Below are 20,561 nucleotides of genomic sequence, written 5' to 3' on the forward strand. Positions count from 1 at the left end.
GACGCTATCCAAGCCCGCGCATGTCGCGGGCTTTTTTGTGCTTAGTAGGTGCCCTGTTGCGGTTGTGACAGCACAATCAGATTGCCGTCTGGATCACGAAATTTAGCCGTTTTGAAAAAGTCGCCAATCGCTTTGGATACTGGCTTAATGCCGAACATGTCGAGGCGGCTGATCTCTTCGGCAATATCGTCGACGATCAGGATCACCATGCTGGCCCCTGCCCGATCCTCATCGGTCACGACGTGCACCCAGCCTCCGCCGGGTAGCTTCCATTCAGCAACATTGCGCATGGTTTGAGCATCAGCGGGACGGCCGAACAAATACTCATACCACGCGAGCGACTGGCTCAAGTCCTCCACGGCGATGCCAGCCAGCACATTCGTCAGTGTCATGACAGGGTCGACTTTCTTGGCTTTTCTCCGAATCGTAGCACAGTGTTCGACTTGGAGCGACGCATCAGCACTGCTATAGGCATCAACCATATTCTCGTGGAGGTTCTTATGACCAAGTTGCGCACCATCGTTGCAGGTGCCGGGGGCCGAATGGGCGCTGCCAATGTGCGTGCTGTCGCCGCTCATCCTGAACTGGAGCTTGTTGGTGCTCTCGATCGGTCTGGATCTCCCGCGTTGGGCAAAGACGTCGGTGTACTCGCCGGTCTCGAAGAGCTTGGTGTCATCGTCAGCGATAATGCCGATAGCCTGCTCGACAATGCCGATGTGATTATCGACTTCACCGCTCCAGCAGCCTCCGTCGCTTTGGCGCAGAAGGCTGCTGCCAAGGGTATCGTTCACATCATTGGCACGACAGGGTGCCTTGAAGCAGACGACGCCGCCATTGCCGAAGCAGGCAAGGCCGGTGCGCGGATCGTTAAGTCAGGCAACTTCTCGCCAGGCATGGTGGCCCTGACGGTCCTCGTCGAAAAGGCTGCAGCCGCGCTGTCTGACTACGACGTCGAAATTCTCGAGATGCATCACAATCTGAAGGTGGATGCGCCTTCTGGCACCGCCTTGATGTTGGGTGAGGCAGCGGCAAAGGGCCGTGGCATTTCGTTGAAGGACAATTCGGTTCGCTCTCGTGACGGCCACACCGGTCCGCGTGAGTCTGGCACCATTGGCTTTGCCACCCTGCGTGGCGGCAATGTCATTGGCGATCACCACGTCATCCTAGCCGGTCCATCGGAGCGCATTGAGCTCAATCACCTTGCTCAGGACCGCACCATTTATGCCAATGGCGCCGCTAAGGCAGCGCTCTGGGCACACCGCCAGCCGGCGGGTCTTTACTCCATGGCCGATGTACTCGGCCTCAACAGCTAAGGGAATTTTCTATGACCGGCACGCTGATCCTGGTCCGTCACGGCCAGAGCGAGTGGAACCTAAAAAACCTGTTCACCGGGTGGCGCAATCCAAACCTCACCGAACAGGGTGAAGGGGAAGCTCGCGCAACGGGTAAGGCTTTGAAGGCTGCGGGCATCGCCCCCGACCTCTACTACACCTCGGGCCTGCGTCGTGCTCAGCACACGCTCGATTTGATGCTTGAGGAAATGTGCGTTCAGAACGTCACCATCACTCGCAATATCGCGCTCAACGAACGCGACTATGGCGATCTCTCTGGCCTCAATAAGGATGATGCGCGCGCCAAGTGGGGCGAGGAGCAGGTCGTCATTTGGCGCCGTTCGTTCGACGTTCCTCCACCAGGGGGCGAAAGCCTTAAGGACACGGCGGCTCGTACCGTGCCCTATTATGAGGCTGAAATCCTGCCGCAGCTCAAGGCGGGTAAGACTGTCCTCGTTGCAGCGCACGGCAATTCCCTGCGGGCTCTCGTCATGGCCATTGAAGGTCTGACCCCTGACGAAATTCTGGCGCGCGAAATTGGCACTGGCGAACCCACGATCTACAAGATCTCCGCTGATGGAAAATTCGAAGAGCGCGTGACGCTCTAAGCGACAAGACAAGAGTTTGATGAAGGGGCCGAGAGGCCCCTTTTTCATTTTGGATTCACGTGGAACACTTTTAGCTCCTGGTCGAAATCACCCCAGCTTCCCAACCCAATATGGCGCGTTTGCGAGGCACGCCCCAATGATAGCCGGTAAGGGCGCCGGTTGATCCAACGACACGGTGGCACGGGATGACAAAGCTAATGGGGTTCCGTCCGACGGCTGCCCCCACCGCCCGTGAGGCTTTGGGCTTGCCAATCGTGCGCGCCACCTCGGCATACGTCGCCGCCTGCCCCACCGGAATTTTGAGCAGCGTCTGCCAGACACTCACCTCAAAGTCAGTGCCGATCATGACGAGCTTGACGGGCTGTTCCGCCGACCAATTTTGTGGCGCGAAGATTTTTGCGACCTCGGGTCCAACACGGGCATCGTCCCGAGAAAAGCGTGCCATAGGCCATCGGCGGGCAAGATCTAAAAATGCGTCTTCGACACTGGTCTCTTCGTCGGCAAAACCAATGCCGGAAATGCCGTACTCGGTCATCGTGACCACAGCCGTTCCGAAGGGCGATGGCGCTGTGCCCCAGATCATATCCAGCCCTGCCCCGCCAGTACGGAAAACGCCAGGCGGCATGGCTTCATAGGTGACGAAGAGATCATGAAGCCGCGAGGTTGAGGAGAACCCAACTTCATAGCTCGTGTCCAATACGCTGACATTTTCCGAGAGAAGTTTCTTGGCGTGATTGAGCGCGACAGCTTGGGCAAAGCTTTTGGGAGATAGGCCGCACCAGCGCCGGAAAAGATCGGTCAGCTGGCGCTCGGTGAGGCCAATAGCGCGCGCAAAGCGGTCCAGCGCCAACTCGTCGGCACCCCGCTCGCTGAGATAGCGAATAGCAGCGCGGATGGTGTCATAGTCTTGTGCGGGAGAAATTTCGGGTCGTTGGTTCATCGCTCAATTCACCTCAGGGGCTGGGCTTAGTTTAGCCAGCTTGGAGTGGAACAAGCGACCCGTTTTTGACCTATTGATTACGTCGAGCTTGCCGCAAGGCGGCGCCAAAGGCTTTGGCAAAACTGCCCTTGTCATCCATCGATAGGAAGGCACCAAGCTCATGGATTTCGTCTTCATGCTTGAGCAGGATTTGGGTGGTGCGCTCAAAAGCATCGCGGTGCAGCACGAGACGGACAGTGTTGGGATCAAAGCGCTGCATGCGTTTGGGCTTGGCAAAACCCTGCTCAACAACTTCGAGCTGTTCGGGCCACAGCGTCACGGTTTGGGTTTGATGGGTTCTACGGCGTTGGCTCTGTCCGTAAATAATCAGACCTACTGCCGCACAAGCGAATGCTAAAGCTCCGGTGAGCAAATATTCTGACGCGATCATCAAGACCGGCATCACGCCCAAAAAGGTCACGACCAGTGCCGCCCAACCGCCGGTCAGTCGCACGGCGCGATCAGGGCGAAGTGTAGCAGCAAACAGGGGTTTGTTGGTCGTGACTTGCATGGTTATGCCTCTTACCGGAAATAGTGGCAGAGATTCGGAAGCGAGAGAATGGCAGCAACACAAAAAGTGAAGAGGCTCACCCGGGCTCAAGCCGAAGCTGTATTTGATCGTTTCCACGAAATCGAGCCCGAACCCAAGGGTGAACTCGATTATGTGAACGCCTTCACTCTGCTAGTGGCCGTGGTTTTGTCCGCGCAGGCCACGGACGTCGGGGTCAACAAGGCGACGAAAAATCTCTTCAAGCTCGCACCCGACCCGGCATCTATGGTGGCGCTTGGTGTTGAGGGCATTGAGAACGAGATCAAGACAATCGGCCTCTACCGCAACAAGGCCAAGTTCACCTATGAGCTTTCCAAGCAGCTGATCGAAAAGCACGGCGGGGAAGTGCCAGATGTGCGCGAGGCGCTAGAGGCCCTACCCGGCGTCGGTCGCAAGACGGCCAATGTCGTGCTCAATATTTTCTTCAAGCAGCCGACCATTGCCGTGGACACCCATCTCTTCCGCGTCGGCAATCGCACCGGCATGGCCATAGGCAAGACCCCGCTTGAAGTGGAAATGGCACTGACCAAAATGGTACCTGACCGCTATATGCTCCATGCCCATCATTGGTTGATCCTCCACGGTCGCTATATTTGCAAAGCGCGAAAGCCGGAGTGTTGGCGTTGCCCGATCATCGAATGGTGCAATTTCTCGCCCAAGACTGGGAACCCTGCACGCAGTTAATTGGACGTTTGTTGACACTGCCAACATCGCCGCGCGATATGTGGTTCATGTCAACATTTCATCTGAGCTCTTATCATCACGGCAATCTTCGCAGCGTCATGCTGGAGGTTGCCATGGGCATTTTGGAACGCGATGGCGAGCAAGGCGTCGGCCTGCGCGATTTAGCGCGATTGGTTGGCGTCTCCCCAGCAGCCCCATATCGGCATTTTGATAGCCGCAACTCGCTGCTCGAAGCTCTGGCCATCACGGGCTTTCATCGCTTCTCAGCGCGCATGGTAAAGGTTGCGGAAGAGCATCCCGATAATCCGCTGTCGGCCATGGGCAAAACCTATGTGCTGTTTGCGCTCGAAAACGCCAATCTCTTCCGTCTCATGTTCTCGCCGCAGCTGACCAAGATTGCGCGGCCAGGATTGAAAATGGCGTCAGACACGGCTTTCGATAGTCTGCGACAGGTTATCGGTGGCGACGATGAATTTGACCGTGTGAAAGCCCTGTCTGCTTGGGCCAAAGTTCATGGTCTGGCTATGCTCTTGCTCGATGGTCAGGTGAAGGTCGAAACACCTGAAGAAACCAAGGCGCTCATCGCCGATGTTTTGGCCAGCCTTTAGGCCAAGCTGGCCAGCTGCGACATGCTGACGGCATTGCCCGCACCGGACGCTTAGCATAAGACTTTTTCGGTTTTCCTATCACCTCGGACCTTTTCAATGACGCAGACTCGCTTTGACGTGCTGACTATTGGCAATGCAATCGTCGACATCATCACGCCAATCGAGCCCGGCTTTATTGAACGCGAGGGTATGACCGAAGGCATTATGCACCTCATCGATGGGGATCGCGCCGAGTATCTCTACGGCAAAATGCCTGCCAGCCGTCAACAGAGCTCCGGTGGTTCGGCGGGCAATACGGCCGCTGGCGTAGCCTCGCTCGGCGGGCGCGCTGCCTTTGTCGGCAAGGTGGCCGATGACGGTCTTGGGGATGTGTTTGACACCGATATGCGCGCGCAGGGCGTGCATTATTCGACGACCCGCCTCATTAACGGTGCGCGCACCGCCCGCTGCATGATCTTCGTCTCCGACGATGGCGAGCGCACTATGAACACCTATCTCGGTGCCTGCCATGAGCTGACCGAGCGCGATATTCTGGAAGATGAAATCGGCGGTTCAGCCGTCACCTATATGGAAGGATTTTTGTGGGATCCGGTGGAAGCCAAGAAGGCATTCGTCCGCGCCGCCCACTATGCCCATAAGCATGAACGCGCTTCCGCATTCACCCTTTCCGATCCGTTCTGCGTCGATCGCTTCCGTGCTGAATTCCTCGACCTCATTCGCTCAAAAACTATCGACTATGTCTTTGCCAATGTGAATGAATTGAAGTCTCTCTATGAGACCGATGACCTTGGTGCTGCGGTTCGCCAGATCGCTCAGGACGCCGAAGTTGCGGCCATCACCATGGGCGCCGAAGGTGCGATGGCGATCTGCAATGGCGAAGTGATTTCTGTTCCAGCCTTCCCGGTCGACAAGGTGATGGATGCGACCGGCGCTGGGGATCTATTCGCCTCAGGCTTCCTGCTTGGCCTCGCGCGTGGCCAGAACCACGAAATGGCCCTCAAGGCTGGTTGCCTTGCTGCGTCCGAGGTCATTTCGCACATCGGCGCTCGCCCGCAGCAAAGCCTTGCTGATCTGGCTAAATCCCACGGCCTCGCAGTTTAAAGCGATAGGCTTTGGCGCATTTGTGCCAGAGCCGCATCCGTTGATCCGGTGGGGCGGAATTCGAGCCCCACAAATCCATCATAGCCTTCACCATGTAGCCACTCGAGCTTACGCTTGAGATCGAGCTCACCACTCCCCGGCTGATTGCGGCCGGGGTGATCGGCGATATGAAGATGGGTGATGGTGTCGATATTGCCCGCCATAATTGCCTCTGGGTCCTCCCCCATGACCATCGAGTGGTAGAGGTCATAGGTAAGCCCAATCTCCGCCCGGTTCACATCGCGAATGATATCAAGGGCTTCGCGCGTGTCGGTGAGGAAATAGCCTGGGTGATCAACGAGATCGTTGAGCGGCTCTAGCGCCAAGCGTACGCCTGAGCCTTTCAGGACATCAGCCGATTTTTCCATGGCCAGCGCCAGCGCGTCGCGTTGGGCATTGCGATCCATGCTTTCGAGCAAGGGGCCAGATTGGCAAATGAGTATCTTGGTGCCGAGATCGAGCGCCACGTCACGGCTCTTTTCGAGCCCGGCTAGAAAGCGACCGTGGTCAGCGGATGTTGTGAGCTTGGCAAAGGGTTCGGCAACAATCCCGGCCAAGGCGACCCCGGTTTCTGCCAGTACGTCTTTGATCTGGCTGAGGTCTTTATTGGACCACAGCCAGAATTCCACGGCGTCAAAGCCAGCGGCTTTTGCTAGCCTGATCCGATCTGCCACCTCTCCAGTTTCGGGGACGAAGAGCATTTCGACACAGGCTGAGAGTTTCATGATGTTAGGCCAAGCTGATGCGAGGGCCGTTCATTTCTGCAAGAATTGCCTTGGCAGCTGCGGCCGGATCGGCAGCTTCTATGATTGGACGCGCGACGACAAGATGGGTCGCACCAGCATCGAGCGCAGCACCGGGCGTCATGGCGCGCTTCTGGTCGCCCAGAGGGGCGCCGGATGGGCGAATGCCTGGCGTTACGATGGCCATTTTGGGGCCCAGGATGGGGCGTACCATGGCCGCTTCCTGCGCCGAGGCCACGATGCCACCAATGCCAGCAGCCCTTGCCTGTTCAGCACGCTGCGCGACTAGACCGACGGCGTCACGTTCATAACCGGCTTCGCGCAGATCAACATCGTCCATCGAGGTCAGCACGGTCACGCCGAGCACGCAGAGGGTCGAGCCCGCTGCAGCCTTCGCGGCCGAGCGCATGGTTTTGGGATAGGCATGGACGGTCAGCATTGCTGCGCCGGTTTCCGCAATCGCGGCCACGCCCTTTTCGATGGTGTTGTCGATGTCGAGGAGCTTGAGGTCAAAGAAGACCTTCTTGCCGGCAGCGATCAGCTCTTTGCCGAGCGCAAAACCATCGGCGCCATAAAAGCACTGATAGCCAATCTTGTAGTACTCAACGCTATCGCCGAGGAGCGAAACGATCTCTTCAGCGCGTGCACGCGTCGGGACGTCAAGACCCACGATGAGATGGCCAGCCATTATAAAACTCCGCGATGTCTAGTGTTGGTGCTGTATGGACCAAATCGCATTTGCCGACAAGGCGTCACTCCGTCCAAGACGCGGTGAGGCTTTCCATAGCCATCCAATCGGATTCCAGCGTCTCGGCGTGCGGATCAAAGATGAAGCAATTGCCGCCACCGGCGGCGCCCAGATGCTGCTGATCTTGGCTGCGAGAAATCGGGAGCGCGCCAAGGTGGCATTTGAGAAGTGTTCCAACGCCACCATGGCCGCAAAAGATCAGGGGGCGATCGGGTTCGGCAAAGGCGATGGCGGTCCGAATGGCCGCAACAATTCGCGCTTGCGCATCGACCGCCCTCTCCCACCCGGCAACACTTTGATCTGGGTGTGCGAAGAATTGGTTGGCGTGCTCCTCAAAGAGTGGCCCGGCCAGAAACCCCGTGGCGGAGCGATCATTCTCATCCATGCTGGAATGGGAAATGATCTCCGCGCCCAAGGGCGCACCGATGATGTGAGCCAACTCGATGGCTTTGCGTTCCGCGCTCGAAAATATCTGTACCGAGCTCGGCAGCAGATTGCGTTGCGCAAAGTGTTGCGCGCGGTCCCGACCGACAGATGAAAGCCCCCATTGGGGGACCGCAACATCTGGATCGATCTCTACCTGCGGGTGGGTGATGTAAAGGGCGCGAATGATTAGCCTCGGTTGAAGTGGGTCATCTCGATGGCGATGGTATCGATCTTTTTGATCACGCCAGCTTCTGTGAGATTGCCCGCCTCGTCAAACGCTTGGCTGGCCGGACCAATGCCCAAAAGTGTTGGCACGACCAAAGCGCCGACCTTGGTCAATGACTCGCGGAGGTGGCTGAGGCTCCACAGCGTTCCATATTTGCCCGAGCTGACGCCGCCGATGCCAAAAGTGGCGTGACGGAAGGGGCTTGGACTTTGGCGCGAGAGCCAGGCCAGCGTGTTGACCAAAAGCGGGGTGTGCGAGCCGTTATATTCTGGGCTAGCGATGAAAATAATGTCGGCCTCGCGCCAAAGCTGGGCGAGTTTAACCGCTGCCTCCGGAACATTGTCCGGCTCTAAGTCTTCATTGAATATCGGCATTGGGAAGTCGCCGAGATTGAGTGCATTGACCTCCACCCCTGCTTGGCTCAGCTTATCGCTGACGATGTGCTGCAGTTTTTGGTTATACGAACCGGCGCGAATAGAGCCGGAAAGAGTGAGTGCTGTCTTCATTGTGAATTCCTAAAACCTCTATCGAGACGTTTGGGCAGCTCGGATGTTCCATTGCTCGAGGAGAAAAATGCGAGGAAGCCGTTATGCCTGAAATGATCTTCATCAATGTGCCGGTGCGCGACCTACCAGCCGCTATGGCTTATTATCGTGCTCTGGGGTTTGCACATAATCCGCAATTCACCGACGAGACTGCGGCCTGTGTGGTGATCAGCGAGACGATTTTTGTCATGCTGCTGACCCATGACAAGTTCCGCTTCTTCTCCCCCAATCCCATCTCTGACACAAAATCCTCGACCTCCGCTCTTTATGCTTTGTCGCGCGAAAGTCGCGCCGATGTCGACAAAATCGCTGAGGCAGGGCTAGCCGCTGGTGGCCGCGAATATCGCGACATTCAGGATCTCGGGTTTATGTATTCTCGCGCGATTGCCGATCTCGATGGGCACGTCTGGGAATATATGTACATGGATATGAGCCAGATGGGTCAAGGCTAACAGCTCTGCTCGATCGACACAAAAAAGGCGACCCTTGGGCCGCCTTTCGTTTTGGGACGCTTAGGCGTCGAACATTTTCTTGAGCTTGTCGAAGAAGCCACCCGAGGTTGGGCTGGTGTCGCTGGTTTCGAGCTTGGCAAATTCTTCCAGGAGCTCGCGCTGGCGCTTGGACAGGTTCTGCGGCGTCTCAATATCGAGCTGCACGTAGAGATCACCAACATCCTTGCTGCGCAGAACTGGCATGCCCTTGCCCTTAAGGCGAACCCGCTGGCCCGGCTGCGTGCCTGTGGGCACCTTTACCTTGGCGCGGCTATTGTCGAGGGTCGGCACTTCGAACTCGCCGCCCAGCGCTGCTGTGGTCATTGAGATCGGGATACGTGCGTAAAGATCGGCACCATCGCGCTGGAACAGATCATGCGGACGGGTGGAGACGAAGATATAGAGGTCGCCCGGAGGACCACCGCGGACCCCAGCTTCACCTTCATTGGCGAGGCGAATGCGAGTGCCGTCTTCAATACCCTTTGGAATATCGACCGAAAGCTTGCGGCTCTGCTGGCGACGGCCCTGACCACCGCAATCGGTGCACGGCTGGTCCATCATCTCGCCACGGCCGCTACATACTGGGCAGGTACGTTCGATGGTGAAGAAGCCCTGCGCTGCACGCACCTTGCCATGGCCATTACACTGGCGGCAGGTGTGGGTGCCGGTGCCAGGCTTAGCGCCCGAACCATCGCAGGTGTCGCAGCCAGCAAGCGTTGGCACGTCGATTTCAACCGTGCGACCCTCAAAGCTTTCTTCAAGCGAGATTTCGAGATTGTAGCGCAGATCCGAGCCGCGTGTTTTGGCCGAACCGCCGCCACCGCGACGACCACCGCCCATGAAGTCACCGAAGATGTCTTCAAAAATATCGGACATCGAGGAGTTGAACTCCGGACCAAATCCGCCACCGCCACGACCACCGCCGTTTTCAAACGCGGCATGACCAAAGCGGTCATAGGCCGAACGCTTCTGCGGGTCCTTTAGCGTGTCATAGGCTTCGTTGATTTCTTTGAACTTGGCTTCAGCCTCTGCATTCCCCGGGTTGCGGTCCGGGTGGAATTGCATGGCGAGCTTGCGATAAGCGCTCTTGAGGGCGGCATCATCGGCACCCTTTTGTGCGCCGAGCACCTCGTAGAAGTCGCGTTTGGCCAAGGTAGTCTATCTCCTGGATCGCGCCGGTCATGGTCGTCGCGCTGGACTTGAAACTGAAACAGCCGGTGTCATCCCGGCGAGTACTGCCGATATGGGCAGTTGTATGCGTCTTAGCAAGGGGTAAGGCTGCGATCAACCGGCGCAGGCTTTTGTCTTTTTGTCCAAAACGGATTCACGTGAAACTATAGCGATGGCCTGTGCGAGCACCCGTCGCCCAAAATGGCTTGGGATCTGCGGCAGGCAGGTCCTGAAGCCGAGCGCGCTGATGTGGGCAGCGGGCCAATACCCCAAAACAAAAAAGGCCCGGTGTTGCCACCGAGCCTTCAAAAACGCCGTCGAAGTTATTCTTACTTCTTGGTGTCGCTGTCGTTTACTTCTTCGAAGTCGGCATCAAGGATGTCGTCATCGTTGTCGTCAGCAGTACCAGCGGCCTTGGCTTCAGCTTCAGCCTGCGAAGCCTTGTACATGGCTTCGCCCAGCTTCATGGACGCTTCTGCCAGAGCATTGGTCTTTTCCTTGATCAGCTCTGCGTCGTCGCCGTCGATGACAGCGCGCAGATCGGTGATCGCGGTTTCGATCGCGGTCTTGTCAGCAGCAGGAACCTTGTCGCCGTAGTCCTTGAGGGATTTTTCGGTCGAGTGGATGAGCGATTCACCCTGGTTCTTGGCTTCAACCGATTCGCGCTTGCGCTTATCGGCTTCAGCATTGGCTTCTGCGTCCTTGACCATCTGCTCGATGTCAGCGTCCGAAAGACCACCCGATGCCTGAATGCGGATCTGGTGTTCCTTGCCAGTGCCCTTGTCCTTAGCGGACACGTTCACAATGCCGTTGGCGTCGATGTCGAACGTCACTTCGATCTGCGGAACGCCACGCGGTGCTGGTGGGATGCCGGCGAGGTCGAAATTGCCCAAGAGCTTGTTGTCTGCAGCCATTTCGCGTTCACCCTGGAACACGCGGATGGTCACAGCCGACTGATTGTCTTCGGCGGTCGAGAAGGTCTGGCTCTTCTTGGTCGGGATGGTGGTGTTACGGTCGATAAGACGGGTAAACACGCCACCCAGAGTTTCAATGCCGAGCGAGAGCGGGGTCACGTCGAGCAGCAGAACGTCCTTAACGTCGCCCTGCAGAACGCCGCCCTGAATTGCTGCGCCAAGGGCCACAACTTCGTCAGGGTTTACGCCCTTGTGTGGTTCCTTGCCGAACAGCTGCTTTACAGCTTCCTGGACCTTAGGCATGCGGCTCATACCGCCAACGAGAACGACTTCGTCGATCTGCGAAGCGGTCAGACCCGCGTCCTTCATCGCCTTCTTGCATGGCTCGATGGTGCGCAGGATGAGGTCTTCAACCAGCGTTTCGAGCTTGGAGCGCGAGAGCTTGAGGGTCAGGTGCTTTGGACCGGAAGCGTCTGCAGTGATGAACGGCAGGTTGATTTCGGTCTGAGTGGCGCTCGAGAGTTCGATCTTTGCCTTTTCAGCAGCTTCCTTGAGGCGCTGCAGAGCAAGCTTGTCCGAACGCAGATCGATCCCCTGTTCCTTCTTGAACTCGTCAGCGAGGTAGTCGACCAGACGCATGTCAAAGTCTTCACCGCCGAGGAAGGTGTCGCCATTGGTCGACTTCACTTCGAAGACGCCATCGCCGATTTCGAGGATCGACACGTCGAAGGTACCGCCGCCAAGGTCATAGACCGCGATGGTGCCGGAATTCTTCTTGTCGAGACCGTATGCAAGCGCAGCTGCAGTCGGCTCGTTGATGATGCGCAGAACTTCAAGGCCGGCAATCTTGCCTGCGTCCTTGGTGGCCTGGCGCTGGCTGTCGTTGAAGTAAGCCGGAACGGTGATGACTGCCTGAGTAACGGTCTCGCCGAGGTAAGCCTCAGCGGTTTCCTTCATCTTCTGCAGGATCATGGCCGAAACCTGGCTTGGGGAGTACTGCTCACCCGAAGCTTCAACCCATGCGTCGCCATTGCTTGCGCGTGCGATCTTGAACGGAACCAGACCCTTGTCCTTTTCGACCATCTTGTCGTCGAAACGACGGCCGATCAGGCGCTTTACAGCGAACAGGGTGTTTTCTGGGTTGGTAACGGCCTGGCGCTTAGCCGGCTGACCGACCAGACGTTCGCCGTCCTTGGAAAACGCAACCATAGATGGCGTGGTGCGTGCGCCTTCTGCGTTCTCGATAACCTTCGGGTTGCTGCCGTCCATGACGGCGACGCAGCTGTTGGTCGTACCGAGGTCGATGCCGATAACTTTAGCCATTCTCTAGCCTCTCTTTCAGCGAACCCGCCGTGAAGTCCTTTGCAACGAAAGCAACTTCTGGCCCTTCGGGGCCGGGGTCCCTCGTAGGTTCTGGATCAGTGCCCCGTTCGGGGCCTAGGGCCGTATATAGGGGGGTGTGGCGAGGGCTTCAAGCGCGGGGGCGTTATGATTTTCGTCCCCGCACAATCAGTGGAAGACCCGGTGGATTACTCGGGTCCTTTTACCGCTTAGTCTTGGAGCGTGTAGCTTGCCAGCGAGCAGATATCGACTTCGTTGACGATCAGCTCTTCCTCTTCGGCGCCAACAAACTTGAAGTCATAAAGGCACTGGTCCGAACCATCACCGATGGTGGCGGTGGCTTCGAAGCCAGCCTCGAGTACCCCGAGGTTTTCGAGCAGGTCTTCACCCCAAGAGTCTTCATTGGACGGGGTGGTGTAGAAATAATGCAGGTCAATGGAGCTGTTGTTGATGATTTGGAACTCAACAGTTTCTGCCATTGCAGGGGTAGCAGCGGCCAGGAGTGCGACAGCACCAATGGCGGCTAAGATATTCTTGGCCATATAAAACTCTCCAGAAAATAGGCATATAAAATCGCGTCGTCTTTTGCCATTTTCGCAAAACGGTGCCAAGGGGGGCAGTATCGGACAGCCGAGAAATCTTTTAGAAGGCGCCATGATTTCAAATGGCACAGTGCTGTTGCAGGACAGCGCTCACGCAGACAGTAAGAGCCTTTTATTTTCAGCGCCCTACCGCGTGCTGAGCGCCCATAGCTATGATCAGGCGCTATTGGTCATGGCGGAGATGGCCGAACTGCAGGCGCAGGGCTTCTGGCTGGCCGGCTATTTTGCCTATGAAATGGGTTATGGCTTTGAGGAACGTTTGCGCGGCTTTTTGCCTGCGCATTCTGCGTCCCCGCTGCTCTGGTTTGGCGTGTATGACGCCCCGAAATATCTTACACAAGATTCCGTCAACGCGCTTTTATCAGCAGCGCCTGTGGGCGCAGCCGCACGTTTGGCCCCTCGCACCGATTTCCAGACCTACAAATCAGCATTCGATCGGGTGAGAAATTATATCGAGGCGGGCGACGTCTATCAGATCAACCTCACCCTCAAGGCCGAGTTCGATTTGGTTGGCGATAGTCTCGGGTTCTATCGCAGTCTCGTGCAAAGCCAGCCCACCGCCTTTGGCGCCTATATCGATGCGGGTGACCACAAAATTCTCTCGGCCTCACCGGAGCTGTTCATCTCGGCAAAAGATGGCGCGCTCAGCGCGCGGCCGATGAAGGGGACGTTAAAACGCTCACCCCGCGCCGCTGACGACGCAGCCTATCGCGCTCGCTTGCAGAGTGACGAGAAAAACCGCGCCGAAAATCTCATGATCGTTGATCTCTTGCGCAATGACATGGCGCGGATTTCTGAGATCGGCTCGGTGCGGGTGACAGACCTTTTTACGGTGGAGACCTATCGTACGCTGCACACGATGACTTCGGGCATTGTTTCGCGCCTGCTTCCAGAGGTGACCGCCATTGGTGCTGTCGAAAATCTCTTCCCGTGTGGCTCAATCACCGGAGCCCCAAAATTGCGGGCCATGGAAATCATCCATGAGGTCGAAGACGGGGCGCGGGGCGTTTACACGGGCTCTATCGGCTTTATCGCTCCAAATGGCGATTTCAGTTTTAACGTCGCCATCCGTACCGCGGTTATTGACGCAGCGGGTAAGGGTGAGATCGGCGTTGGCGGGGGCATTGTTGCCGACAGTGTTGCCGAAGACGAATATCAGGAGGCTTTGCTCAAATTGCAGTTTCTGGCTGACCCGGCCCAACCGGTGACCCTTATCGAAACCTTTAAGTGGAGCCCCGAAGAAGGCTTCGTGCTGCGACAGCGCCATGTTGAGCGTCTGCTTGCCTCGGCTGAATATTTTGGCCTACCTGTAGAAGTCGACGCGATTGAAAAACTCCTCGACGATAACGCCAGCGCTTGGACGCAGCCCATGCGGGTTCGTCTCACTCTTTCTGCAGCTGGGCTCGATTTGACAGCGGTGCTTCTACCTCCGAGCCCAAGTCTCTTCCGCTTCGATATCGCCAGTGACGTTTTGCAATCGTCATCGGTGTGGGTCGCGCACAAAACCACCAATCGCGCCTTTTACGATGAACCGAAAAAGCGCGCCCATGATGAGCGTGGCTTGGATGAATTGGTTTTCACCAATGAGCGCGGAGAGCTGACCGAGGGCTCTTTTACCAATCTATTCATCGAGCGGGATGGTCGGCTGCTGACCCCTGCCCTCAGCTCCGGCTTGTTGCCGGGAACATTACGGGAAGAAGTTTTGGCGAGCGGGAAGGCGGAAGAAGCCATCCTGACCCTTGCGGATCTCGAAACGGCTGATGCAATCTATCTCGGCAATTCCGTGCGCGGTCTTATCCGCGCCGAATGGGTAAGGGGCAAGGCATGAGCTTTGAAATCAAATCCGACGACGTTCTGGTCGTTGTCGATGTGCAATATGATTTTCTGCCCGGTGGCAGTCTCGCCGTTGCCGATGGCGATGCGATCATTCCAGTGGTCAACGCCTTGGCCAAGAAGTTTGCCAATGTCGTGCTGACCCAAGACTGGCACCCTGCCGATCATATTTCCTTTGCCAGCCAGCATGTGGGCAAGTCGCCGTTTGAAACAGTAGATCTGGATTATGGAACACAGGTCTTGTGGCCGGACCACTGCGTATGGGGCACGCGCGGCGCCGAAATTTCGGCTGATCTCGACATCCCACACGCGCAAATGATTATCCGCAAAGGCTTTAATCGCGCCATCGATAGCTATTCGGGCTTTCAGGAAGCGGATCGCACAACGCTGACCGGTCTCGCCAGCTATCTCGGCGAACGCAATTTGGGTCGGGTTTTTGTCGTTGGCCTCGCCACCGATTTTTGCGTGGCCTGGACGGCTATTGATTCTGCCGCTGGCGGGTTTGAGACTTTTGTTATCGAAGACGCCACCCGCGCCATTGATGCCAATGGTTCGCTTGAAAAGGCTTGGGCTGATTTGGAAGAAGCGGGCGTGACGCGGATTACGTCTGCTGAGCTACTCAGCTAAGGATTCACGTGAAACTAAGCTGATTATCGTTCGGCAATGAGCATCGCCTTGATCGTGGTCGCTTTGACAAAATGATCAAGGCGGTGGGTTTTTATCCACCACGTCGCCATTTCCATCAGCAGATCAGGCGTGTCATTGCGGTTGGCGAAAAACGCATAAAACGAGAGGCCAACGCCCTCGCCCTTTAGTGCGATCTTGGCGGTACACACCGCGATGGCTTTTTCACGCAGTGCCGGTGTCATTGATAGTCCGTTCCCTGGATACATAAAAAAGGGCACCCCATGGCGCCCTTTCGAGTGTGAAGACAGAGCGCTTAAGCGTTCTTGTCAATCGCGTCGCCTGCTTCAGCAGCTGGACCGCCCTTGGCAACACCAACCATGGCCGGGCGCAGGACGCGCTCGCCAATGGCAAAGCCTTCCTGAACGACCTGCACAATGGTGCCTTCTGGAACGGCTGGGTTCGGCACTTCGAACATCGCCTGATGCTTATGCGGATCGAACTTCTGGCCAGCGGCTTCAATCGGCTTGACGCCATGCTTGGCAAGAAGACGGTTGGTTTCGCGTTCAGCCAGCTCAATGCCTTCGATCAGGCTCTTGAGTGAACCTTCAGCGCTCTCACGGACATCGGCTGGGATGACCAGCAGCGCGCGCGACAGCGCGTCGGTGGCGCTCAGCATATCGCGAGCAAATCCAGCAATGGCGTAGGTGCGGGTGTCAGCGACTTCGCGCTCCGTGCGCTTACGCAGGTTTTCCATTTCCGCAATGGTACGCAGAACGCGGTCCTTGAGGTCGGCGTTTTCCGCCTGCAATGCCTCAACGGGATCGACTTCTGGAGCGGTTTCGGTGGTCGGGATCTCGACTTCCGGATTTTCGCCCTGGGCGGCGTTTTCGTCGCTCATTGTGTCTTCTTCCGTTCGTTAAAACTTTCTGTCCCGCATATCGGTCAAGCGAGACGGTAATTCAAGCTCTCACTCACCGCGCTGCGCGCTTACGCGCAATCATCGCGGAAATGACGTTGGCCGTGTAGTCCACAACGGGGACAATGCGTGCATAGTTCAATCGCGTTGGCCCGATAACGCCCAAGACGCCAACGATCCGATCATTGGCATCCTTATAGGGCGAGAGAATCACCGAAGAGCCGGAGAGGGAGAAGAGCTTATTCTCTGAGCCGATGAAAATACGGACACCCTGCCCGCGCTCCGCATCGCCCAGGAGATCGAGCAATCCGTCCTTGCTTTCCAGCTCATCGAACAATTGCCGCATCCGTGCCAACTCGTCGCTGGCCATGGTGTCATTGATGAGATTGGCGCGGCCGCGAACGATCACCGTGGGAGCATTGCCCGACGCAGGGGTGGACAGGGTCGCAATGCCAGCGTCGACGAGTTTTTGTGTGAGCTCGTCCAATTCGGCGCGTTGTTCATCGCGTCGCTCATTGAGCAGCTTTTTGGCTTCCGCCAAAGTGCGCCCGACAATGTAGTTGGAGAGATAATTGCCCGCCTGCTGCAAGGAGCTAGCGGCGTAGCCGGGTGGCAATTCAAGGATACGGTTTTCGACCTGCCCATCTTCGCCGACCATGATGGCCATAGCCCGTGAATTATCGAGGCGCACAAATTCAATATGCCGCAGCACCATATCGGCCTTGGTGGCAATAACCACGCCAGCGCCATGGCTAAGGCCTGAGAGGAGCGAGGAGGCTTCAGTCAGCATGTCCTCGACCTGCCCGCGCCCGGCAGTGTGTTCCATCTGGCGGGCTATCCGGCCGCGCTCATCTTCATCCACCGCGCCCACTTCGAGCATCGAGTCGACGAAAAAGCGCAGGCCTTGCTGGGTTGGCGCACGGCCAGCGGAGGTGTGTGGCGCCGCAATAAGACCGAGGTCTTCAAGGTCTGCCATCACATTTCTGACAGAAGCGGGGGAAAGCTCCACCTGCAAAAGTCGGCTAAGATCACGCGACCCCACGGGCACACCGGTGTCGAGATAGCGCTCGACGAGGGTCCGAAAAATCTCCTGGGAGCGCGTGTTGAGCACGCTAAGGAAGTCTTCTGCCGGTCTGGTCATGGCTTTTATGCTAAATCTTTCGCTTTAACCCTGTACTCTCATTTAAGCGCTTCCTCCCCAAGCGCCAAGCTGCCGCAGCTTGTGAGTGGGGCCGTTGGAGGTTAAGAGGCGGTTAACACCATTTTCTAGCGGACAAAATATGCGCCCCTCCGGTCGACAGCCTTCAGATATGCGTACGGTGACCTTTGAACGTAAGGTCTCCATGAAAGCAGAAGGCTCGTGCCTTGTAACCTTCGGCAACACCAAAGTTTTGTGCACTGCTTCGGTTGAAACCAGCGTTCCGGGTTGGCTGCGTGGCAAGGGTCAGGGCTGGGTCACGGCTGAATACGGCATGCTCCCCCGCGCCACCGGTTCGCGCAATCGTCGTGAAGCCACAGCCGGCAAGCAGACGGGCCGCACCCAGGAAATCCAGCGTCTCATCGGTCGCTCGCTCCGCGCTGTTGTAGATTTGGCGGCGCTCGGCGAAGCTCAGATCACTCTCGATTGTGACGTGCTTGAAGCCGATGGCGGCACTCGTACCGCAGCCATCTCGGGCGCTTATGTGGCACTGGTTGATGCCATCGCCTGGATGGAAGAGCGCAAGCTGACCAAGGGCAAGGTTCTCAAGGACAGTATCGCAGCGGTTTCTTGCGGCATTTATCGCGGCACCCCGGTTCTCGATCTCGACTATCTCGAAGACGTTGAAGCGGAAACGGATGCCAACTTCGTCATGACCGGTTCGGGCAAGTTTGTCGAAATTCAGGGCACTGCTGAAGGCGCCCCGTTCGACCGCTCGGAGCTGGAAGCCCTCATGGGTCTGGCCGAAAAGGGCATTACCGAACTTTCCGCGCAGCAGCGCGCAGTTCTGGGTCAATAATGCACTGGTTGCGGAAGAAGCTACCGTTTCGTCTTGCTGACCGTCCTGCTCGCCCTGAGCAGGCGGCGCGGCCCAATGGCGAACGCCATTTTTCCGCTCACAATTCTCGCGTATGGAATGACATCGTCCGCGCACTCGAAGGTACAAAGAAATGACCATCCCTCGTCTTCGCCCCGGTGATCGTCTTTGCATCGCGACCCATAACGCGGGCAAGCTCAAAGAATTCCGCGAATTGTTTGAGCCCTTCGGTTTGGTTCTGGTCTCGGCGGGCGATTTGGGCCTCCCGGAGCCAGAAGAAACCGGCACCACCTTTGCCGAAAACGCGCGCACTAAGGCCCATGCTGCAGCGACGGGCGCCGATATGTTGGCTCTGTCCGACGACAGCGGCCTTTGCGTCGACGCGCTCAATGGCGATCCGGGTGTCTACACTGCCGATTGGGCTGGTGTGCCGCGCGATTTCAACCGTGCCATGAAGCGCGTGGAAGATGCCTTGCAGGCCGCTGGCGCGGGCTCTCCCGGCCAGCGTCGTGGCTCGTTTAATGCCACGCTTTGTCTCGCCCATCCTGATGGCCGCGATATGCTTTTTGTTGGCAAGTGCGAAGGGACGTTGATCTGGCCGCCACGCGGCGATGTCGGTCATGGCTATGACCCGATGTTCATGCCCGATGGCCACGACATCACTTTTGGTGAAATGGCGCCTGAGGTGAAGCATTCTTGGTCGCCCGGTCAAACTGGTCTTTCCCATCGTGCGCGGGCCTTTGCCCAATTCGTTGAGAACCAGATAGAGCATGCCTAGTCAGACCAATGTCTGGGCAGTAACAATTCTTCTGTCCCCGATGGGCGGGGCGGATCGGTGCATTATGCGAGGCGTTCGACCATGAACGGGAATGATCTCTTCGGCATTTATGTGCACTGGCCTTTCTGTGCCTCCAAATGCCCCTACTGCGATTTCAACTCGCATGTGCATCGCGGCCCCTTTGACGAAGATGCCTTCGTTGAAGGCTATAAGCGTGAGATCGCCCATATGGGGTCGCTCACGCCCGGCCGTCTGGTGCAGTCGATTTTCTTTGGCGGCGGCACGCCTTCGCTGATGTCGCCAAAGGCCGTTGGCACGATTTTGGATGCCATCTCCAATGAGTGGCAAATCGACAGCAATGCCGAAATCACCCTGGAGGCCAACCCAACCAGTGTTGAGGTGGATCGCTTTCGCGGCTTCCGGATGGCTGGCGTCAACCGCGTATCGCTCGGTGTGCAGTCGCTGCGCCCTGGTCCGCTGGCCGAATTGGGCCGTCGCCACTCTGTCGAAGAAGCCATTGCTGCCGTGCGTATCGCGCAGTCGATTTTCGATCGATCGAGTTTTGATCTGATCTACGCGCGTCCCAAGCAGACGCTTGAAGATTGGGAAGATGAGCTCAAGGAAGCCATCTGGCTGGCCGATGGTCACTTGAGCCTTTACCAGCTAACCATTGAGCAGGGCACGCGCTACTACGATCTCTATAATGCCGGTAAGCTCATCATGCCGAATGAAGATCTCGGCGCGGATTTTTATGAGATGACCCAGGAGCTGACGTCGGCTGCTGGCATGCCCGCCTATGAGATTTCCAACCATGCTGTGCCCGGCCAAGAAAGCCGGCACAACATGCTCTATTGGCGGTATGGCGAATATGCTGGCATTGGTCCGGGCGCACATGGCCGCCTCATGGTCAATCATCAGCGCTACGCGACAGCCTGCGAGAAAATGCCATGGCAGTGGCTCGACCTGACGGAAAAACACGGCCACGGCATGGTCACCAATGATGTGCTGAGCTGGGAAGAACAGGGCGACGAATATCTCGTCATGGGGCTGCGTCTTAAGGAAGGCATTTCCCCATCGCGTTTCATGGCTATTTCCGGCCGTGGTTTGGCGGAAAGGCAGATCGAGGTTTTGAAGGGCTATGGCTTCCTCGAAACCCTCCCCAACGGCAATCTGCGCGTCACGGAGAAGGGTTTTCCTGTTCTCGACGCGGTTGTCGCCGATCTCGCAGCGTAAAACCTTTTTGGGTGATGGCGCCCGGCGCCCTCACATGCTCCAAGTTTTGACTA

24 protein-coding genes are annotated in these 20,561 nt (G+C 57.2%); 11 read left to right on the forward strand and 13 right to left on the reverse strand.

Features of this window, described 5'->3' with window-relative positions; all coding sequences use genetic code 11:
• Positions 1-41: 41 nt before the first annotated feature.
• Complete coding sequence (locus JHL21_RS10975) at positions 42-392, reverse strand: VOC family protein (protein WP_200213477.1); 351 nt, start codon at positions 390-392, stop codon at positions 42-44.
• Positions 393-500: 108 nt separating this feature from the next.
• On the opposite strand from JHL21_RS10975, the gene dapB reads away from it, so the two are divergent.
• Both dapB and JHL21_RS10985 read left to right on the forward strand, forming a co-directional pair.
• Positions 501-1,313, forward strand: a complete 813-nt coding sequence (gene dapB, locus JHL21_RS10980; RefSeq protein WP_200213479.1) for a 4-hydroxy-tetrahydrodipicolinate reductase — start codon at positions 501-503, stop codon at positions 1,311-1,313.
• 11 nt (positions 1,314-1,324) lie between these two features.
• A complete protein-coding gene (locus JHL21_RS10985) occupies positions 1,325-1,939 on the forward strand; it encodes a 2,3-bisphosphoglycerate-dependent phosphoglycerate mutase (RefSeq protein WP_200213481.1) in 615 nt (204 codons plus the stop codon).
• 70 nt (positions 1,940-2,009) lie between these two features.
• Here the strand turns inward: JHL21_RS10985 and JHL21_RS10990 are convergent, their stop codons facing one another.
• Both JHL21_RS10990 and JHL21_RS10995 read right to left on the reverse strand, forming a co-directional pair.
• Entirely contained in the window at positions 2,010-2,879 is an 870-nt protein-coding gene (locus JHL21_RS10990) for a bifunctional helix-turn-helix domain-containing protein/methylated-DNA--[protein]-cysteine S-methyltransferase (protein WP_200213483.1), read from the reverse strand.
• A gap of 70 nt (positions 2,880-2,949) precedes the next feature.
• Positions 2,950-3,429: a DUF2244 domain-containing protein gene (locus tag JHL21_RS10995; protein WP_200213485.1), complete on the reverse strand. Its 480-nt coding sequence runs from the start codon at positions 3,427-3,429 to the stop codon at positions 2,950-2,952.
• A 48-nt stretch (positions 3,430-3,477) separates the two neighbouring features.
• Here JHL21_RS10995 and nth point away from each other — a divergent pair, with 48 nt between their 5' ends.
• The 3 genes from nth to JHL21_RS11010 all read left to right on the forward strand — a co-directional run bounded on the left by nth (position 3,478) and on the right by JHL21_RS11010 (position 5,861).
• Complete coding sequence (gene nth, locus JHL21_RS11000; protein WP_200213487.1) at positions 3,478-4,152, forward strand: endonuclease III; 675 nt, start codon at positions 3,478-3,480, stop codon at positions 4,150-4,152.
• 47 nt (positions 4,153-4,199) lie between these two features.
• Complete coding sequence (locus JHL21_RS11005) at positions 4,200-4,760, forward strand: TetR/AcrR family transcriptional regulator (RefSeq protein WP_200213492.1); 561 nt, start codon at positions 4,200-4,202, stop codon at positions 4,758-4,760.
• Between the two features lie 96 nt (positions 4,761-4,856).
• Positions 4,857-5,861 carry an adenosine kinase gene (locus JHL21_RS11010; protein ID WP_200213494.1) on the forward strand — a complete coding sequence of 335 codons (1,005 nt, stop codon included), beginning with the start codon at positions 4,857-4,859 and terminating at the stop codon, positions 5,859-5,861.
• Here JHL21_RS11010 and JHL21_RS11015 read toward each other — a convergent pair.
• The 4 genes from JHL21_RS11015 to JHL21_RS11030 form a co-directional block, all read right to left on the reverse strand.
• On the reverse strand, positions 5,858-6,625 hold the full coding sequence (locus JHL21_RS11015; RefSeq protein WP_210338890.1) for a TIM barrel protein: 768 nt from the start codon (positions 6,623-6,625) through the stop codon (positions 5,858-5,860). The two genes, JHL21_RS11010 and JHL21_RS11015, sit on opposite strands and share 4 nt — an antisense overlap.
• Before the next feature lie 4 nt (positions 6,626-6,629).
• Positions 6,630-7,331 carry an orotidine-5'-phosphate decarboxylase gene (gene pyrF / locus JHL21_RS11020; protein ID WP_182394565.1) on the reverse strand — a complete coding sequence of 234 codons (702 nt, stop codon included), beginning with the start codon at positions 7,329-7,331 and terminating at the stop codon, positions 6,630-6,632.
• A 64-nt stretch (positions 7,332-7,395) separates the two neighbouring features.
• Positions 7,396-8,004, reverse strand: coding sequence for a histidine phosphatase family protein (locus tag JHL21_RS11025; RefSeq protein WP_367948184.1), 609 nt, complete (start codon positions 8,002-8,004; stop codon positions 7,396-7,398).
• Positions 8,004-8,549 (reverse strand): NADPH-dependent FMN reductase, encoded by a 546-nt coding sequence (locus JHL21_RS11030; RefSeq protein WP_200213495.1) that lies wholly within the window; start codon positions 8,547-8,549, stop codon positions 8,004-8,006. The genes JHL21_RS11025 and JHL21_RS11030 overlap by 1 nt, the downstream gene beginning before the upstream one ends.
• An 83-nt stretch (positions 8,550-8,632) precedes the next feature.
• Here JHL21_RS11030 and JHL21_RS11035 point away from each other — a divergent pair, with 83 nt between their 5' ends.
• Entirely contained in the window at positions 8,633-9,040 is a 408-nt protein-coding gene (locus JHL21_RS11035) for a VOC family protein (protein WP_169194427.1), read from the forward strand.
• Positions 9,041-9,100: 60 nt separating this feature from the next.
• Here the strand turns inward: JHL21_RS11035 and dnaJ are convergent, their stop codons facing one another.
• The 3 genes from dnaJ to JHL21_RS11050 all read right to left on the reverse strand — a co-directional run bounded on the left by dnaJ (position 9,101) and on the right by JHL21_RS11050 (position 13,046).
• Positions 9,101-10,231, reverse strand: a complete 1,131-nt coding sequence (gene dnaJ, locus JHL21_RS11040; RefSeq protein WP_182394566.1) for a molecular chaperone DnaJ — start codon at positions 10,229-10,231, stop codon at positions 9,101-9,103.
• A gap of 347 nt (positions 10,232-10,578) precedes the next feature.
• Positions 10,579-12,486 carry a molecular chaperone DnaK gene (dnaK, locus tag JHL21_RS11045; RefSeq protein WP_182394567.1) on the reverse strand — a complete coding sequence of 636 codons (1,908 nt, stop codon included), beginning with the start codon at positions 12,484-12,486 and terminating at the stop codon, positions 10,579-10,581.
• Positions 12,487-12,713: 227 nt separating this feature from the next.
• Positions 12,714-13,046, reverse strand: coding sequence for a hypothetical protein (locus JHL21_RS11050; RefSeq protein WP_169194424.1), 333 nt, complete (start codon positions 13,044-13,046; stop codon positions 12,714-12,716).
• 112 nt (positions 13,047-13,158) lie between these two features.
• Here JHL21_RS11050 and pabB point away from each other — a divergent pair, with 112 nt between their 5' ends.
• The gene (gene pabB / locus JHL21_RS11055) at positions 13,159-14,934 is read left to right on the forward strand and encodes an aminodeoxychorismate synthase component I (RefSeq protein WP_200213497.1); all 1,776 of its coding nucleotides are present in this window, start codon (positions 13,159-13,161) and stop codon (positions 14,932-14,934) included.
• Positions 14,931-15,566 (forward strand): bifunctional nicotinamidase/pyrazinamidase, encoded by a 636-nt coding sequence (pncA, locus tag JHL21_RS11060; protein ID WP_254082026.1) that lies wholly within the window; start codon positions 14,931-14,933, stop codon positions 15,564-15,566. The genes pabB and pncA overlap by 4 nt, the downstream gene beginning before the upstream one ends.
• A 23-nt stretch (positions 15,567-15,589) precedes the next feature.
• Here pncA and JHL21_RS11065 read toward each other — a convergent pair whose 3' ends face one another.
• From JHL21_RS11065 to hrcA, 3 genes are all read right to left on the reverse strand, one after another.
• Positions 15,590-15,808 carry a DUF6500 family protein gene (locus JHL21_RS11065; protein WP_200213500.1) on the reverse strand — a complete coding sequence of 73 codons (219 nt, stop codon included), beginning with the start codon at positions 15,806-15,808 and terminating at the stop codon, positions 15,590-15,592.
• 71 nt (positions 15,809-15,879) lie between these two features.
• Positions 15,880-16,464 carry a nucleotide exchange factor GrpE gene (grpE, locus tag JHL21_RS11070; RefSeq protein ID WP_169194420.1) on the reverse strand — a complete coding sequence of 195 codons (585 nt, stop codon included), beginning with the start codon at positions 16,462-16,464 and terminating at the stop codon, positions 15,880-15,882.
• 73 nt (positions 16,465-16,537) lie between these two features.
• Positions 16,538-17,623 carry a heat-inducible transcriptional repressor HrcA gene (gene hrcA, locus JHL21_RS11075; RefSeq protein WP_200213502.1) on the reverse strand — a complete coding sequence of 362 codons (1,086 nt, stop codon included), beginning with the start codon at positions 17,621-17,623 and terminating at the stop codon, positions 16,538-16,540.
• 139 nt (positions 17,624-17,762) lie between these two features.
• Between hrcA and rph the strand changes: the two genes are divergently transcribed.
• From rph to hemW, 3 genes are all read left to right on the forward strand, one after another.
• Positions 17,763-18,479, forward strand: a complete 717-nt coding sequence (gene rph, locus JHL21_RS11080) for a ribonuclease PH (protein ID WP_169194418.1) — start codon at positions 17,763-17,765, stop codon at positions 18,477-18,479.
• A 151-nt stretch (positions 18,480-18,630) separates the two neighbouring features.
• Complete coding sequence (locus tag JHL21_RS11085; protein WP_200213503.1) at positions 18,631-19,275, forward strand: non-canonical purine NTP pyrophosphatase; 645 nt, start codon at positions 18,631-18,633, stop codon at positions 19,273-19,275.
• An 81-nt stretch (positions 19,276-19,356) separates the two neighbouring features.
• Positions 19,357-20,508, forward strand: a complete 1,152-nt coding sequence (gene hemW, locus JHL21_RS11090; protein ID WP_169194416.1) for a radical SAM family heme chaperone HemW — start codon at positions 19,357-19,359, stop codon at positions 20,506-20,508.
• Positions 20,509-20,561 lie beyond the last annotated feature (53 nt).

The sequence above is a fragment of the Devosia sp. WQ 349K1 genome (assembly GCF_016595685.1).
In the GTDB taxonomy this organism is placed as follows: Bacteria; Pseudomonadota; Alphaproteobacteria; order Rhizobiales; family Devosiaceae; genus Devosia.